Raw genomic sequence first — 16254 nt, 5'->3', positions numbered from 1 at the left:
CGGAACGGCGGCGTGCCGGGAGGACGGCGAGGTCGTGGACGGTGACGGGTCGTCGACCAGGGCGCGGCCGTTGTCACTCACCGCGCCCTCCCCGTGCCCACCGGCCGGCCGGGCGGGACCGGCGCCGCCAGGACCCGGGCGGCCACCGCGTCCTCGGCGTACGGCGCCAGGGCCCGGCGCAGCTCCTCCGGCACCGGGGCCGGGACGGTCGCCGTGTTCGGCCCGCGCATGCACGCGATCCGCTGGCGGCCGCGGGCGACCGGGCTCCCCTGCCCGCCGTCGATCCGCAGGTAGTCGAAGCTGAACTGGACCTGGGTCCGGGTCAGTTCCTCCAGTCGCATCCGGACCGACAGCTCGTCGAACGCGGTGATCTCGGCGAAGAACTCGCACTCCACCTTGAGGGTGAACAGCTTCAGGTCCTCCCGCAGCTCGGCGAGCACCCCGGGCGCCTTCTCCTTGAGGAACATCTCCCGGCAACGCCCCTGCCAGCGCAGGTAGTTCACGTAGTAGACGTTGCCGACGAGGTTGGTCTCCTCGAACCCCACGGTGTGGCGCAGCTCGTAGTAGCCCGACATCAGTTCTCCTTTCCGGCGAGTACGGCGAAGACGACCGGCCCGGGCCGTCCGTTGACGGTGGTCACCCAGGTGGCGACGGCGGCGTCGCCGGCGGACAGGACGGCCCAGCCGTCCGGGTGGACGCGGTCGAGGGTCAGCGCCTGCGTGGTCGCACCGGACTTGCGCAGGCACTCCAGCGCGCTCCAGACCCTGGTGCCGGCCACCTCCGGGGCCTCGACGGCCTCGGCCGCCAGCAGGTCCCGCAGGGCGTGTTGGCCGGGGCCGAGCAGCGCGTCCCAGTCCTCGGGGGTCCGTTCCAGGACGGACTCGGCGTCGCAGGCGAGGCGTCCCCGGCCCACCACCGCCAGGGTCAGGCCGCCGTCGTGCGAGGCCGACACCGTCCAGCCCTCGAGCCCCGGCCCGCCGCCGAGTTCGGGCCTGCCGTCCGGCCGGTGGTTCAGCTCCACCGGCCGGCCCAGCGCCCGACCGACGGCGGTCGCGGTGCGGGCCCGGCGGTCGCGGTGCCCGGCGTCGCCGTCCGCGGCGGGTTCGACGACCACCGCGCGGCTGCCGCCCAGGACCCGTTCCAGGCTGCGTTCCAGGTACGAGCCGAGCATCGCGGGCACCCACGGGCCGGCGCCGTCGCGCCGGCGCACGGCGACCAGGGTCAGCCCCTGCCAGTGCTCGACCACCGCTCCGGAGGGCGTGCGCACGACGAGGTCGTAGACGTAGCGGTCCCCGTCCTGGGAGCGCTCCCGGGCGTCGAGCACCACGAACCCGGTGTCCTGGTCCGCCCGGTCGGCCAGCCAGAGCCGCTCGATGCTCTGCGGCAGCAGGGTGGCGTCCGGCACGCAGCACTGGATGGCGTGCATCATCGCGTCCCGGGTGCCCGGGTCGGCCAACTGCTGCTCCTGCGGCAGGAAGGCGGCGAACCAGGGCGCCTGGGCGGCGGTGGAGATCTCCGCCAGGGCGTGCCGGGCGCTCGCCCGCCGGTACTCCAGCAGGCGCTGGAACCGCTTGCCCTGGAACAGCACACCGCCGTACAGCTCCGTCACCGGGTCGACCGGCACCGTCGGCAGGCCGGACCCGACCGGCGGCGGCGTGCCGGGCGGTTCGGGACGGGGGTAGCGCAGCCTCGCCCGGAAGTGGTCGGCCGTGAAGCCGGTGTCCTCGCTGCGCAGCACCACGTCGACCGTCCCGGGGGCCTGCACCAGCGCGGCGATCCGGATGGTGGTCGAGCCGCCCGGGCGGACCACCACGGGGCGGCGGAACTCGACGTCCTCCAGCAGCGGCGAGCCCTGGTGCCCGCTCACCGCGGCGGCCACCTGGGCCATCGCCTCCATGCCCAGGACGGCCGGGAAGAGCAGGTCGCCCTGGAGCCGGTGGTCGGTCAGGTACGGGTCGCTGCCCTCGGACAGCTCGGCCTCGGTGATCAGCTCGATCTCCGGGTGGTGGGCGACCACCCGCTCCACGAACCTGGTCAGCGGCAGTTCGCGCTGGACCGTGGCCAGGGTGGGCAGGCCGCCGGCCCGTCCGCTCACCACCAGGACGGGGCCGGCCGAGGGGTCCGCGAGCACCTCGCGGAGCACCCGGATCCCGTCCTCGGTGGAGATCGGCGTGATGCCCTCCCGGATCAGCGCCTCGACGACGCCGAGCCGTTCGCCCATCCCCGCGCCCGACCAGACCGACCACTCCAGGGCGATCGCCCGGGCCCGCGGGTGCCGGTCCCGGAAGCGGAGGGTCAGCTCGGTCATCCAGTCGTTGGCGGTGGCGTAGTGGGCCTCGCCGCGGAGCCCGGCCCGGCCGATGATCGAGCCGAAGGTGACCAGCAGCTTCAGGCGGTCCGGGTCGACGGCCGCCAGCACCGCCGCCAGGCCGTCGGTCTTGGGCGCCAGGGTCCGCCGGAAGTCCTCGGCGGTCAGCGCGTCCAGGGCGGCCGGCTCGTTGCGGCCGGCGCCGTGCAGCACGGCGGTGACCGGGCCGAGCTCGCGCTCCAGCCGGCCCACCGCGGCGGCGACCTCCTCGGGCGAGGTCACGTCTGCCCGGGCGTAGCGGTAGCGCAGGCGGGCGGCGTCCATCCTGGCCAGGTTCCCGGCGAGTTCGCGGTCGGCGGCCGGGTCGGCGCGGCCGATCAGGGCCAGGGCCGCCCCGGAGTCCCGGGCGACCGCGAGGGCGCACTCGGCGGTGATGCCCTTGCCGCCGCCGGTGACCAGGAGGACGTCCCGCGCGTCGAGCGGTGACTCCCCCTCCGCCACCGGGCGGCGCGGCAGGGGGCGGAGCACCGGGACGGTGCGGCGGCCGTCCCGCTGGTAGCGGACCTCCGCGAAGCCGGCCGTGGCGGCGGCCTCGGCGACGACGCGGGCCACCGCCTCGTCGCGGGCGGCCCCCTCGGGGGCGGTGTCGGGCAGCTCGACCACCGTGGTCGGGACGGACGGGTGTTCCAGGTGCAGGGTCTTCGCCAGCCCCGCGGCCCCGAGGCGGTGCTGGACCACGACCAGCCTGGTGCCCTCGGGGGCGGCCAGGACGGCTCGCGCGGCGGTCAGGAAGAGCTCCGTGTCCTGCGCGCCGCACTCGTCCGGGAGGCAGAGCAGGACGCCGTCCCCGAGGCCCGCCGCGGCGAGCGCGGTGCGCAGCGGTGCGGCCAGCGGGTGGCCGGGCGTGGCGAAGACCGTCCAGTCGTCGGCCGCGGCCCGGGGGTCGGACGCCCGGGGGCCGGGGTGCGGCCCGGCCGACAGGGGAGCCGCCACGTGCTCGACCGCGAAGGGGCGCACCCACGGGGCCACCCCGGGGACCTCGCCCGCCGGCTCCGCCCCGGCCTGCGAGGTGTCCGCCAACCGGTCGATCAGCTCGGCGAGTTCGCCCAGCCGTACGGTCGCGAAGCCGGTCGTGGCGGCGAGCGCGGGCTGGCCCAGCGCCCGGGTGACGTCGTTGACGATCTGGCCGACCGTGATGGAGCTCAGGTGCAGGTCGTCCATCGGGTGGGTCCGCGCGGTGACGGAGTCCAGCGGCAGCTCGACCCGCTCGGCCGCGAGCCGGCGCAGCAGGTCCAGGGTGGAGACCGGGCCGGTGCCGGTGTCCGCGCCCGCCGGACGCCCGGACCGCTCTGACCGCTCGGCGCCGTCCGCTCCCTCCTCCGCCCCGTCCTCCGCCCCGCCGGCCCGCGCCACCAGGGCCGCGCCGATGGCCGGAGCCGCCTCGCAGGGGCTGGCCAGGAAGGTGGGCTCGCTCTCCGGCGGCAGCGGTCGGACCAGGCGGTCGCCGAACAGGGCCGCGGTCCGCACCGGCGCACCGAGCACGTAGGCGGCGCCGGCGACCCTGAGCAGCGGGCCGAGCGAGGCGCTGTCGGTGTCGACCGCCAGCACCGCGAGGTCCGGCGCGATCTCCGCCAGCAGGCCGGACAGCACCCGGCCGGGGCCGACCTCCACCACCAGGTCGGCGCCGGCGGCCGCGGCCTCGGCGGCCTCGTGGAACCGGACCGGGAGCAGCACCTGGGCGCGCAGCAGCTCCCGCAGGTCGGCGGTCGGGTCCAGCAGCCGGCCGGTGACCGTGGAGGCGACCGGGCGGACCGGCGGGCGGAGGTCGAACCCGGCCAGTTCGGCCGCCATCGCGGCCGCGGCCGGTTCGACCAGCGGCGAGTGGAAGGCGTGCGACACCCGCAGCCTGGTCGCCGTGACGCCCTCGGCCGCCGCCCGGCGGCAGACCTCGTCGACCGCCTCGGCGGGGCCGGAGACGACGGTCTGCCGGGGGCCGTTGTAGCCCGCGACGACGACGTCCGATCCGTCCGACAGCCGGGCGGTCCGCTCCGGGGTCGCCGCCAGGCCGGCCATCGCGCCGCCGCCGAGGCTCGCCCGCGCCATCACCCGGCCGCGGACCGTGGCGAGGCGCACCAGTTGATCCTCGCTCATCGCCCCGGCCCAGTGCAGCGCCGTCAGCTCGCCCAGGCTGTGCCCGACGGCGGCCCCGGCCCGGATGCCCAGTCCGTCCAGCACCCGGAGGGCGGCCAGCGAACCGGTGACGATGCGCGGCTGGGCCACCTCGGTGGCGACCTGGTCCGCACCGGCGGGCGGTCCGGCCGCGCCGAACACCTCCTCCGCGGTGGCGAACCGGCGCCGGATCGCGCCGACGGCGCCGTGTCCCGAGCCCTGCCCGGGGAAGAGGTAGACGATCCTCGGCGCGGTCCGCGCCCGGCCGAGGAAGACCCCCTCGGCGGCCGAGAACGCCTCCCGCGCGCCCGAGTCGAGCAGCGCGGCCAGCCGTTCGAGGGCCCGCGCGGCGTCGTCCGGCGAGGTCGCGACGACGGCGGCCCGGACCGGGGCGCCGGAGAGCCGCTCGGCCAGCGTTCCGGCCAGGTCCACGAGTTCGGCCTGGGCCAGTCGGGGCACCAGGTCGAGCAGTGGGCCCAGCTCCGCGCGCAGCGCGGCCGGGTCCGCGCCGTCCAGCAGCAGCAGTTCGGCGTCCTGGCGTCCGGCGACCAGCCGGGTGGTGCGCTCGTCGAGCGCCTCGCGCCGGGTACGGCCGGGGCCCTCGGCGACCGCGACGTGGGTGTTGATCCCGCCGAAGCCCATGGCCGACACGCCCGCCCGGACCGGCTGGTCGGCCGGCCAGAGCTCGGCCCGGCCCGGCACGTACATGGCCGCCGTCTCGCCGATCAGGCCGGGGTGCGGGTCGTGGTGGCCGGTCGCCGGGGGGATCACCTGGTGGTGCACGGCGAGGGCGGCCTTGATCAGGCCGGCCACGCCCGCCGCGGCCTTGGTGTGCCCGAAGTTCCCCTTGACCGTCCCGAGCGCGGCCGGTCGGGCCGTCGGGTCGGCGGCGCGGCGCGCGGAGGACAGCGCCTCGATCTCGGTCGCGTCGCCGAGGGCCGTACCGGTGCCGTGGCCCTCGAAGTACGAGACCGTCTCGACCCCGTAGCCCGCCCGCCGGTAGGCGCGGTCCAGTGCCAGCCGGTGGCCGCCCGCCTCGGGCCGGGTGATGCCGCCCCTGCCGTCCGAGGAGACCCCCCAGCCGCTGATGCTCGCGTAGATCCGCCGCCCCTGCGCCACCGCGTCCCGCTCGCGCATCAGCACCAGCATGCCGGAGCCCTCGCCGGGCCAGAAGCCGTTGGAGTCCCGGTCGTAGACCTTCATCTCCCCGGTGGCCAGCGCGCCGGTCTTGGCGAAGCCGATCACCTCGAACGGGTCGATGGACAGGTCGACCCCGCCGGCGACGGCCACGTCCAGGTCGCCGTCGCAGAGCGCCCCGGCGGCCGTGACCACGGACAGCAGGGAGGAGGAGCAGGCGCCGTCGACGGTGTACCCGCCTCCGCGCAGGTCGAAGTGGTTGCAGATCCGCCCGGCGATGGTGTTGGCGAGGCCGCCCGCCAGCGAGTCCTCGTCGATCGGCGGGAAGGGCGCCTTGTAGCGCGGCTCCAGCTCCCCGAGGAAGGCGGCGACGTCGCCCTCGGGCCAGCCCTTGCCCGCGAGGGCGGCGGCCACCGTCCGGCGCACGTAGGGCCAGCGCAGCCGCATCGTGTTGGCGCGCGAGAACTCGCCGGTGAGGCTGTTGCCGACCACCACGCCGGTGGCCTGCCGCGGCAGGCCCGCGCCGTCCGGGAACCCGGCGTCGGCGAGCGCCTCGGCGGCCACGTCGAGGGCCAGCCAGTGGGTCAGGTCGGTCGCCCGGTACGTGCTGCCGGCGACGCTGTACCCGACCCGGTCGAAGCTGTAGTCCCGGAGGACGGCGGCCTTGGTCGCGTAGTACCGGTCGGGCGCGGTGCGGTCCGCCGACCAGTAGTCCGCCTGGTTCATCCGCTCGTCCGGCAGCCTCCGGAAGGCCCGGCGGCCGCCCAGTACGTTGTCCCACAACTCGCCCGGGGAATTGGCGTCCGGATAGCGGAGGCCGATTCCCACGATTGCGATCCGTTCACTGCTCATGTATCCACCACCCATGGAGATGAATTGACGGCGAATCCCTTCGCCAACCCGGCGATCCACCCATCGGTCAAGCGTGCGACCAAGGCCGGGAAAATGCCTTCTCCGAGTTTGCTTTACCACCCGCGCGGGTCGCGCTCTTTCAATAACGGCGTTATTTCCCCGCGTTCGCATTCCATAACGCCGTGATATTCCGCGCGGCACACCGGAGCCGACGGCCGTGAACGCACCGGGGCCCCCGCCGCGGGGCGGGGGCCTCGGTGCGTCCGGAGTGCCGCGGGCGGCTTCGGTGTCAGCCGTGACCGCCCGTCAGAGCGCGCTCCCCCAGCCTGGCGCCCAGCTCCCGGGCCGCCGCCAGGGCGGCCCAGGAGGCGAGCTCGACCAGCGCGGCGTCGCCGGGCCGGCCGCGCCGGAACTCGGCGACGAGACCGTCGTCGACCCGGTACGAGGCCTTGGCGACCAGCAGCGCCAGCCGGCCCGCCGGGCGCTGCTCCTCGGGCAGGGCCGACACCTCGTCCTCGACCCAGGCGCGGCCGGTCCCGGGCGGCCCGCCGTCCCACCCGGCGAGTCCGGCCGTCACCAGCCGCCGGACGCCGTCCGGCACCGAGCGGGCCCCCGCCTCGTCGATCGCGGCGGCGGCCCGCGCGAACGCGCCGGCGATGCTCGGGGTGCCCGCCGCCCACCGCAGGTCCGCCGGCAGCGGCGCGGAGGGCAGCAGGTCCAGCGAGGCGCCAGCCGGCGGGGTGCCGCGCGCGCTGCGGCGCATCAGCCGGCCGAGCACGGCCGTCGCCGCCGACCGCGCGGGCGCCGGGAGGCCGGCCGGGAGCGGGCTCTCCTCCAGGAACAGGTTGACCATGCGGTTCAGGTAGTGGAAGGTGACCGCCACGCCGACCAGTTCGGGCACCCGGTCCGCGGGGAACGGCGGTCGCGCACCCCGGCCGCCCGCGCCGTCCCCGGTCTCCCGGAGCCAGTCGGCCACCTCCCGCTCCCTCCCCGCCGCCGCCCTGGCCCCGGCGGACGCCCCCGGTCCGGGCCGCAGCGCTGCCAGCGTCGCGCCGTGCACCTCGGTGCAGAACGGGCAGGCGTTGGCCTCCGACACGGCGACGGCCACCGCCTCCTTGAGCGCCCGGTCGACCCGCCCGGCGGCGAGCAGGGTCTCCCGGAGCATCACCCACGAGGCGGCGAGCACCGCCGGCGAGGGCGCGTGCAGGCCGATCGGCGGTGCGAGCAGGCCGAACTCCCGCTCGACCTCGGCGTAGACCCGGGCCACCTCCTTCCCCGCGTCGGCCGGGCGGACCGGGGCGACCCGGCGGATCTGCGCCAGCGGCCGCAGGGCCGGCCGCAGCAGCGGTATCACCATCGGTCTCCTCCTCTCTGGCTCGATCTGTCGCCGTGGCGCACTTGGGACGTGTCTGACAATTCCCGCCGGGTGCGCGACGCCGGGGCACGCACCTCGCCGCGTTGTCGTCGGTCGCCAATGCTCCGCAGTGGCTCCCTCCTCCGCCTTGCGATGCACGCACCCCAACGCCGCGCCCTGATCCGACGCCAATGGTCAGACACGCCCTAAGGCCGCGTCAGGCCGGGCAGTTGCGTCCGCACCCCGCGCCGTCCGCTGGTCCCGCCGTCCGGCGAGGGCGCGCCGTACCGGACGTTCACGCCGCGCTCCCGCGCTGCGCGCACGATGCCGGGGACCGCGCGTTCGGCGAGCGCGGAGATGGTCAGCGCGGGGTTGACGGTGAGCGCTCCCGGGACGGCGGAGCCGTCGGTGACGAAGATGCCCGGGTGGTCGCGGAGTTCGTGCCGGTCGTCGAGCGCCGAGGTCCCCGGGTCGTCGCCGATCCGGCAGGACGCCAGCGGGTGCACGGTGTAGGCGCCCACCAGGTCGTTGGTCCACGGCATGACGCGGGCCAGGCCGTCGCGCTCCAGGATGTCCTTCACCACGGCGTCCGACTCGGCCCAGCCGCGCAGGGTGTTCTCGGTCGGCCGGTACCTGATCGGTCCGCGCCCGAGCATCTGCTGGGAGATCCGGTCCGCGTTGCCGGTGGCCGGCGGCGGGCCGAAGACGCCCTCGTTGTCGTCCTCGACCATGGTGAAGACGGTCAGCCAGGACTGCCACCGCCGGACCATCTCCTTCTTCTCCACACCGAACCAGCCGGGGCCGGTCGCGTCGGGCACCTGCGCCAGGATGGTGCCGAACCCGGGCGGGAAGTAGAGCTGTTCCAGGGAGAACCGCGAGTGCTCCGGGAGCGAGCCGTCGAGGTTGTCCCAGCTCGCCACGACCGGCCCCTTGCCGATCTGGTTGGCCCCGAACGCCAGGCCGTCGGAGCGCTTGAGCCCGAGCAGGTCGCGGGCCCGGTCCTCGTCGACGACGGCCGTGTTGAGGCGCTCCCCGTTGCCGGAGAAGTAGCGGCCGACGGCGGAGGGCATCGTGCCGAGGTCCGCCTCGGAGCGCTGGAGGATCACCGGGGTGGCGCCGGCGCCGGCCGCGAGCACGACGATCTTCGCGTCGATCGTGCCGCTGCCGACGTGCACCCGGTAGTCCGTGTCGTCAACGACCTCGTAGTGCACCCGGTAGCCGCCGCCGTCCGTCCGGGAGAGCCGCTGCACCTCGTGCAACGGCCGGATCTCGGCCCCGTGCGCGAGCGCGGCGGGCAGGTAGTTCAGCAGCAGCGACCGCTTCGCGTCGAAGCGGCAACCGGACATCATCCAGTTGCAGTTGGTGCACTTCGCCCGGTCGATGGCGGCCGGGACGGGGTTGGCGGTGCGCCCCGCGTGGTCGCAGGCGGCGGCGAACAGGCCGCCCGCGTAGGTGACGTCGTTCCAGTCCTGCTGGGTGATCGGCAGCGCCTCGGCCACCCGGTCGTACCAGGGGTCGAGGGTGTCCCTGGTGATGGCCGCCGGCCACATCCGGCGGCCGATGCCGCCGCGGCGCTCGAAGGCGAACCGGGGCGCGCGCGGCATCGCGGCGAAGTACACCACGCTGCCGCCCCCGACGCAGTTCCCGCCGAGCAGGCTCATGCCGTCGCCGACCACGAAGTCGAAGATGCGGGTGTACGAGGACCCGAGCAGGAAGTCGTGCTCGAAGTCGGGCGCCTCCAGCCACGGGCCGCGCTCCAGCACGGTGACCCGCGCGCCGCCGGCCGCCAGGTGGTAGGCGGCGATGGCGCCGCCGAAGCCGCTGCCGACGATCAGGACGTCGGTGCTCTCGGTGCTCGTCATGCGGGGCTCCCTGTGGACGTGGTGCCCGGGTGGGGTTCGGCCAGCTGCCGCCGGTACGAGAAGTCGGAGAACCGCCACAGGCCATCGGCGTCCGGGTCCATGAACCCCATCGCCGTGAGACCGGGGTGGCCCGCCGCGATCGCGTCCGCGGTGTGCAGGTGGGCGGCGGTGTCGTAGGCCATGTTGCTGAACAGCGCCAGCAGGACCCACAGTTCGCGCTCCGGGTGGTCCGGGCCGGTCAGCGTCCGCACCAGGCCGGTGCGGTCCGCGAACGGAAGGGCGACGAACGGCGGCACCGCGTCGTCGAGCGGCCGGCCGTGCTCCTGCGCGTAGGCGCGGGCGTGGCGGTTGAGCGCCTGCTCGTAGTCGTCCAGGGCGTTCGAGAGCCCGGTCGCGGGCGTCTCCAGCAGTTCGATGGCGCCTGCCTGCACCGCGCCGCCTCCGGTCGAGGCGCCGGCCACGGCCCGGTCGTCGGGGGAGCGCTTCTCCCCCGGGACGATCGTGTCCGCGAACGCCTCGAGCGTCATGGTGCGGTAATCCTGCTGATCTGGGATACGCGAGCCCACCGGCATCTCCTCAGGTGGTCGTCGAAAAAACGGGCCCGACGCACCGGCCGACCCCGATTCGCATACGCGACTTTGGCATCGTCCGGGCAATACCTCCACCTCCGCATCTCCTGCGTTGCTGAGGAGCGTTGATCGGCTTCGGTGGCCTCAACCCGGCGGCCGCGCGGCGGCGTTGACCCGTGGGCGCACCATCCCCCACCGCGGGTCGGCGGTGGTGCGCACCCGATCCCGCCCGTTCCGGCAATCGCCCTTGACAATCGGGTTCAAACATACGAACCCCCCCGGCATCTCAACTTTCAGACATGCCAACGGAATGTGCCAACGCGCCATTGCACTTGTCATGCACCAACTGATAACGTCGTCTCTCGTTATGGCGGCGGCCCCCTTTCGTCCTCCCCTTTCCGGCGGGGGACGCCTTCGCATGCCATGGCCTCTCTGACCGCCGGCCCGGAAACCACGGCCGCGACTTTCGTACCCGACCATCGCACGGGCGGAATTTCTGTTCATTCGCATGTACAGCAGAGAACCTGGAGTCGATCATGAAATCTGCCATCGAGCAAGCCGTGACCCGGGCCATCGAGACCATGCACGAGAACATCGGCGAGCTGCTGACCATAGACGATATGGCGCAGGCGGCCATGTACAGCAAATTCCATTTCTCCCGTGAGTTCCAACGGATGACCGGGGTCTCGCCACGGCGATTCCTCTCCGCCATACGCCTGGAGACCGCGAAACGCCTCCTCATCGAGACGACGTTCACCGTGACGGAGATCAGCCACCGGGTCGGGTACAACAGCGTCGGCACGTTCAGCTCCCGGTTCACCAGCAGCGTCGGCGCCTCCCCCACGATGTTCCGTCAGCTCCGGGGCTTCACTCCCCGGATCGAGGTCGACTTACACGGCCGGGGCCGCGGCGCGGAACTCTCGACGTTCCGGGGCGAGATCCGGGCCTCGGTCGCGGGGGACCTCGGCCGGGTGTTCGTCGGACTCTTCCCGACCCGGATCCCGGAGGGACGGCCGGCCGCCTGTTGCGTCCTCCCCCGTCCCGGGGCCTTCCTGCTCGACCGGGTGCCGAGCGGCACCTGGTACCTGCTGGCGCACTCCGTCCCCGTCTCCTTCGACGAGGTGCTGACCGGCGACGGCGAGGTCTCGGTGGGATCGGTCGGACCGATCGAGGTGCGGCCGGACGTGCCGCTGCTGCCGATGGAACTGCGGCTGCGCCCGATCCGGGCCCTGGACCCACCGGTCCTGCTGGCGCTGCTGGACGTGCGGTCGACGGCGTTCAACGAGCTGTCCCAGGTCGCCGAGGCCCCCCGGGCCGACAGCGCCTGAGCCGCCGCCCGCCCCGACAGGACGGTGAAGACCCGACGGACGGCGAGGTCCTTACGGCCCGGATCCCCCCGCGGAGGTCCTCTGCGGGGGGATCCGGGCCGCGACGGAGGGTGCGGGCCTCAGCCGGCCGGGTGCACGGTCATCGGCAGGCCGCCGGCCACCCGCAGCGACAGCATCGGCTCGGGCGTCACCCGGTGGCCGGGCACCTTGACCAGCCGGAGGTCCCGGGCCACCACGGCGATCGTGAAGACGGCCTCCAGCAGCCCGAGGTGGTTGCCGACGCAGAAGCGCGGCCCCGCCCCGAACGGGATGTAGGCGTAGCGCGGCCGGTCCGTGGCCCGGTCCGGGTCGAAGCGCTCCGGGTCGAACTGCTCGGGCGCGTCCCAGAAGCGGGGGTGGCGGTGCAGGGTGTACGGGCAGATCAGGACGTCGGCGCCGGCCGGCACGTGGTAGCCGCCCACCTCGTCGTCCGCCTGCGCCTGCCGCGGGAGGATCCACACCGGCGGGTAGAGCCGCATGACCTCGTCCACCACCCTGGAGGTGTACCGGAGGCGGTGCAGGTCCTCGAACTCGGGCAGCCGGTCGCCGAGCACCTCGACGGCCTCGGCGTGCAGCCGCTCCCGCACCTCGGGGTGCCGGTCGATCAGGTGGAAGGTCCAGCCGAGGGTGCTCGCCGTGGTCTCGTGGCCGGCGAGCAGCAGGGTGACCAGTTCGTCGCGCATCCGCTGCCGGCCGACCCGGGGGTCGGGCTCCTCCGCGGTGGCCGTGATCAGCCGGGACAGCGCGTCGTCGCCCGTGCTCCGCCCGCCGTCGCGGGCGGTCCGGTCCGCGACCAGCCGGTCGACCACCCGCTGCAGGTCCTGCCGGGCCCGCCGGAAGCGCAGCTGCTTGGCGAGCGGCACCCAGGAGGGCACCGCGCCCATGGTGACCATGTCGAACATCGCCTGGTCCTGCACGGCCTCGAAGTCGTGGCCGACCGCCTCGAAGGCGCCGAGGTCGACGTCCAGCAGCGTGCGGCCGAGCACCCCGAGGGTGAGCGCCGTCACCTCGTGGACCACGTCGACGGGCCCGCCGCCCTCGTGCGCCCGCAGCCGGCCGACCAGCTTGACCGCCTCCTCCGCGACGACCCCGGCCTGCCGGGCGATCCGCTTGTGCTGGAAGGCGGGCTGGATCTGCCGGCGCTGCTTGCGCCAGAGCTCGCCCTCGCTGGTCAACAGGCCGTTGCCGAGGGCCCGTCGGGCCTGCACCAGGCCGATTCCCTTGTGGTAGTTGGCCGCGTTGTCCGCGAGCACGTGCTTGGCGTGCTCGGGGTGGTTGAAGAAGTAGAGCGTCTTGGGGCCGATGGAGATCCGGACCGCGTCGCCGTACTCCCGCGCGGCGGAGCGCATCAGCTCCAGCCGGTCCCCCACCAGCCTGCGCAGCAGGACCGGAGCGGCCCGGCGCGGCGGGCCGGGCGGCACCCGGCGGGTCGCGGGCACGGCTAGCACCCCCCGTCGTTCGCCAGGCGGTCGGCGACGGCCCGGCGCCACACCTCGTACGCGGGCAGCGCGCCCGGCACCGGCCCGGCCGGCCGGACGTCCCGGGTGACCCTGGCCGCCTCCTCCGGTCCCATGCCGCAGAGGACCCGGGTCGCCAGTTCCGTGTGCGGGACCAGCAGACCGGCCCGCAGCCGGGCCTCGGCCGCGAACGCGCTGCCCTGCGCGACGATGGCCCGGTGCGGTCCGGCCCGGTCCCGGAACGCCCGCAGCTCCGCCTCGTCCGCGCCCCCGGCGTAGGTGGCCGCCAGTCCGGCCCCGCTGTAGAGGTCGGACCACCGGGACTCCGGGAACTTCTCGATCATGGTCGCGACCAGGTCCGCGTCGGTGCCGCCGACGAACCACAGGGCCCGGCCGATGCCCTGGTCGATCGCGCGGCCGGCGTACGACGGCGTGTCACCGGCCGGCCAGGGGAAGGCCGGCTCGCGGTACTGCTCGTGGACGTACCGGGCGGTACGGAAGTACGCCTGGTGGAAGCCGTACCCGTCGAGCACGAGCCAGCGCAGCAGCGGGTCGAGCCCGTCGACGTCCGGCCAGCGGAACCTCGGCAGCCGGGCCATCGCCCAGCCGATCCCGACATAGACCATGTAGACGTGGTCCGCGCCCCGCCCGGCGAGGAAGCGCCCCACCGAGCCGCGGCCGGACAGCGGCAGCCCGTCGAGCACGGCGAAGCCCATGCCGGCGCCCTCGTAGGCGAATCCGCGGAACGGGGCCGGAACGCCCTCCAGGCGGAGCTCCGCCGCCGCCGGGTCCCGGGCCTCCATCGCGTACGCGTAGCCCTCCAGGAACCGCCCGCCGACCGACTCCAGCAGGTGCTGGGCGTCCGGTGACTTCCGGTGGAAGCCGCGCTTCTCCAGTAGGGTCTCCGAGGTGCTCGGGGTGAGAACGCGTCGTCGGAGCGTTCGCCATGCACTGGGCACGCCATTCTCCTCTCAGGTCTTCCTCACGTCGGTGCGCTGCCACGCGGATGGTGCCCGGCCGGCTCCGGCGGGGCTTCTCCGCACCTGCTCAGTTCGCGGGGGCCGCCGCGGGCGGCCGGGGCCGGTCCGGCTGCCCGGCGGCACGGAAGTGCGTCCGCACGTTGGCCCGCCACAGCTCGTACGCCGGCGGTCCGGCGGCGGCGCCCTGGGCACGGCCGGCCGCGGCGGGCTCGTCCACCGCGCAGTCGTCGGCCAGCTTCGCGGCCCCGTCGACCGACAGGCCGGTCAGGGCCGTGGCGGCGGCCTCGCAGTGCGCGGGCACGAAGCCCGCGTACGCGCGCGCCTTCGCGGCGAACACCGAACCCTGGGCGAGCTCCGCCCGGTGCTCCCCCGCCTCCCCGCGCAGGACGGCCAGGCCGTCCGCCGTGGCGCCGCCGGCGAAGGTCGCGGCCAGTCCCACCCCGCTCCACAGGTCGGCCCGCCGGTCGGCGCGGAACCTCCGCACCGCGACGGCCACCTGCTCCGGCACCCCGCCGTGGATGAACCACAGCGCCCGCCCGATGCCCTGGTCGACGGCCCGCCGGAAGTACTCCGGCGCGCCCTGCCACGGGTACGGCTTCACCTCGCGCTGCTCGTCCACCCAGCGCCGGGTGCCGAAGTAGGCGAGGTCGAAGCCGTACCCGTCGACCGCCAGCCAGCTCATCGTCGGGTGGTACGGCGTCCCGGCCAGGTCCGGCAGCACCTTGCGCCACAGCGGCCGCGGCAGGCGCGCCATGGCGAAGCCGATGCCGATGTACGCCAGGAAGATGTGCGGCTGCCCCGGCCCGGCCAGCAGGTCGCGGGTGCGGCTGCCCCGGCCCGTCGCGTCCAGGACGGTGAAGGCCATCGTGGCGCCCTCGTAGGCGAATCCGCGCTGCTCCGGGTCGACCAGGCGCAGCCGGCGCTCGACCTCCCACTGACTGCGGGCGTCGATGCCCCACTCGAAGCCGCAGACCACCGCCTGGGGCACCGCCTCCAGGCGTTCGGTGGCGGCCGTGGGGGTCACCGGGAAGCCCCTTCCGGCGAAGGCCACCGAGGCCAGTGACGGTGTCAGCACCAGTCGGCGCAATGATCCGAAGGTCGTCGGCACGATCCCTCCCAGCCCAGCGTCCTGAATGACGGCCCCTCCATGCTCCGGGGGCGGCGGGGGCGGCCGCATCTCCGCGGTTGCGTTCTTTTCGGCCGGATGACCGTCGCTACCCGAACTCCCTTTCACGAAGCGGCCTTTCCTCACCTGAGGTTTCCTCGGCCAGGCCGTCGAAAGGCCTCGGAAACCGCGCCCGGGGGTGCCGCGGACCGTGTTGTCGAAATCCCCGGCGGCGCGGTGGAATGGGGCCGTGCGGGAGCTGGTCCCCGGCGCCGTCGGGTCCGTTCCCCGTCCAGGCCGTCCCATCGAAGGAGTGCGCGCATGAACACGCGTCACCAGCAGGACGAGGCCCCGCCCGAGCCGCTCTGGGACCGGGCGCCCGACTGGGTGGCCTACCGCCGGTCCCGGCGGAACATCACCGAACTGCTGCTCGCCGCCCGGCCCGGGGCGGCCGGCGTCCCGGTCCCCGCCTGTCCCGGGTGGACCGTCCTGGACCTGCTCGGCCACCTGGTCGAGGTCTGCCGGACGGTGGCCGCCGACGCGCCCGGCAACCTGTGGGAGGTGCCGCACGCCGAGTCCGGCACCGGCCTGGCCGGCCTGCTCGAGGAGTGGTCGCGGTTGGACGGCCCGGTGGAGCGGGTGCTCTCGGACACGCCGCAGCTGCGGCACACCATGATGATGATGGACGCGTTCACCCACGAGCTCGACCTGCGCGGCGCGCTCCGGGCGCCGGTGGTCGCGGACCAGCCGTCGTACCCCTCGGCCCTGGACCTGGTCGTCCGGGGCTTCGCCAACTCGGTGCGCTCCCACGGGCTTCCGGCGCTGCGCATCCGGACGGCGGGCGCCGAGTGGCAGGCCGGTGACGGCGAGCCGGCCGCCGTCCTCCAGGGGCACCGCCACGACCTGCTCCGTTCGCTCACCGGCCGGCGGACGGTCGGGCAGGTCTCCGGCCTGGCCTGGAGCACCGCGCCGGAGGCCTGGCTGCCCGCGTTCACCTGGGGGCCGTTCCGGCCGCCGGAGCGGCCCGTGGAGGCCGCCGTCGCCGCGTGGTAGCGCCCGGACCGCGGAACGGCTCCGTGGCGCCGCCCGAGCGG

The 16254-nt window shown here is 74.9% G+C and carries 10 protein-coding genes; 2 read left to right on the top strand and 8 right to left on the bottom strand.

Translation table 11 applies throughout. The features are described 5' to 3' along the window. Positions 1–77: 77 nt before the first annotated feature. From ACFRQN_RS16710 to ACFRQN_RS16690, 5 genes are all read right to left on the bottom strand, one after another. Complete coding sequence (locus ACFRQN_RS16710; protein ID WP_380740995.1) at positions 78–575, bottom strand: acyl-CoA thioesterase; 498 nt, start codon at positions 573–575, stop codon at positions 78–80. Beyond that, on the bottom strand, positions 575–6466 hold the full coding sequence (locus tag ACFRQN_RS16705; protein ID WP_380740994.1) for an SDR family NAD(P)-dependent oxidoreductase: 5892 nt from the start codon (positions 6464–6466) through the stop codon (positions 575–577). The genes ACFRQN_RS16710 and ACFRQN_RS16705 overlap by 1 nt, the downstream gene beginning before the upstream one ends. A 289-nt stretch (positions 6467–6755) precedes the next feature. Further along, positions 6756–7823, bottom strand: a complete 1068-nt coding sequence (locus ACFRQN_RS16700) for a carboxymuconolactone decarboxylase family protein (protein WP_074002825.1) — start codon at positions 7821–7823, stop codon at positions 6756–6758. Between the two features lie 203 nt (positions 7824–8026). Further along, positions 8027–9682 (bottom strand): FAD-dependent oxidoreductase, encoded by a 1656-nt coding sequence (locus ACFRQN_RS16695; protein ID WP_380740993.1) that lies wholly within the window; start codon positions 9680–9682, stop codon positions 8027–8029. Then, positions 9679–10209, bottom strand: a complete 531-nt coding sequence (locus tag ACFRQN_RS16690) for a DUF5987 family protein (RefSeq protein ID WP_380740992.1) — start codon at positions 10207–10209, stop codon at positions 9679–9681. Before ACFRQN_RS16690 ends, ACFRQN_RS16695 begins: the two co-directional genes overlap by 4 nt. A 578-nt stretch (positions 10210–10787) precedes the next feature. Between ACFRQN_RS16690 and ACFRQN_RS16685 the strand changes: the two genes are divergently transcribed. Next, positions 10788–11579 carry a helix-turn-helix transcriptional regulator gene (locus ACFRQN_RS16685; protein WP_234348608.1) on the top strand — a complete coding sequence of 264 codons (792 nt, stop codon included), beginning with the start codon at positions 10788–10790 and terminating at the stop codon, positions 11577–11579. Positions 11580–11698: 119 nt separating this feature from the next. Here ACFRQN_RS16685 and ACFRQN_RS16680 read toward each other — a convergent pair whose 3' ends face one another. From ACFRQN_RS16680 to ACFRQN_RS16670, 3 genes are all read right to left on the bottom strand, one after another. Next, entirely contained in the window at positions 11699–13057 is a 1359-nt protein-coding gene (locus ACFRQN_RS16680) for a cytochrome P450 (protein WP_375872997.1), read from the bottom strand. Between the two features lie 2 nt (positions 13058–13059). Further along, on the bottom strand, positions 13060–14034 hold the full coding sequence (locus ACFRQN_RS16675; RefSeq protein ID WP_380740991.1) for a DUF1702 family protein: 975 nt from the start codon (positions 14032–14034) through the stop codon (positions 13060–13062). Positions 14035–14122: 88 nt separating this feature from the next. Beyond that, complete coding sequence (locus tag ACFRQN_RS16670) at positions 14123–15163, bottom strand: DUF1702 family protein (RefSeq protein WP_380740990.1); 1041 nt, start codon at positions 15161–15163, stop codon at positions 14123–14125. Between the two features lie 318 nt (positions 15164–15481). Between ACFRQN_RS16670 and ACFRQN_RS16665 the strand changes: the two genes are divergently transcribed. Further along, a complete protein-coding gene (locus tag ACFRQN_RS16665; RefSeq protein ID WP_380740989.1) occupies positions 15482–16213 on the top strand; it encodes a maleylpyruvate isomerase family mycothiol-dependent enzyme in 732 nt (243 codons plus the stop codon). Positions 16214–16254: the final 41 nt, after the last annotated feature.

Source organism: Kitasatospora sp. NPDC056800 (assembly GCF_042789775.1).
GTDB lineage: Bacteria > Actinomycetota > Actinomycetes > Streptomycetales > Streptomycetaceae > Kitasatospora.
The sequence above is the reverse complement of the archived record's forward strand: the minus strand, read 5'-3'. Positions and strand labels throughout refer to the sequence as shown.

Excerpts from the sequence above, each read along its gene's own strand:
- ACFRQN_RS16695 (WP_380740993.1), bottom strand. The coding sequence starts at position 9,682 with ATGACGAGCACCGAGAGCACCGACGTCCTGATCGTCGGCAGCGGCTTC.
- ACFRQN_RS16710 (WP_380740995.1), bottom strand. The coding sequence starts at position 575 with ATGTCGGGCTACTACGAGCTGCGCCACACCGTGGGGTTCGAGGAGACC.
- ACFRQN_RS16690 (WP_380740992.1), bottom strand. The coding sequence starts at position 10,209 with ATGACGCTCGAGGCGTTCGCGGACACGATCGTCCCGGGGGAGAAGCGC.
- ACFRQN_RS16705 (WP_380740994.1), bottom strand. The coding sequence starts at position 6,466 with ATGAGCAGTGAACGGATCGCAATCGTGGGAATCGGCCTCCGCTATCCG.
- ACFRQN_RS16665 (WP_380740989.1), top strand. The coding sequence starts at position 15,482 with ATGAACACGCGTCACCAGCAGGACGAGGCCCCGCCCGAGCCGCTCTGG.
- ACFRQN_RS16700 (WP_074002825.1), bottom strand. The coding sequence starts at position 7,823 with ATGGTGATACCGCTGCTGCGGCCGGCCCTGCGGCCGCTGGCGCAGATC.
- ACFRQN_RS16685 (WP_234348608.1), top strand. The coding sequence starts at position 10,788 with ATGAAATCTGCCATCGAGCAAGCCGTGACCCGGGCCATCGAGACCATG.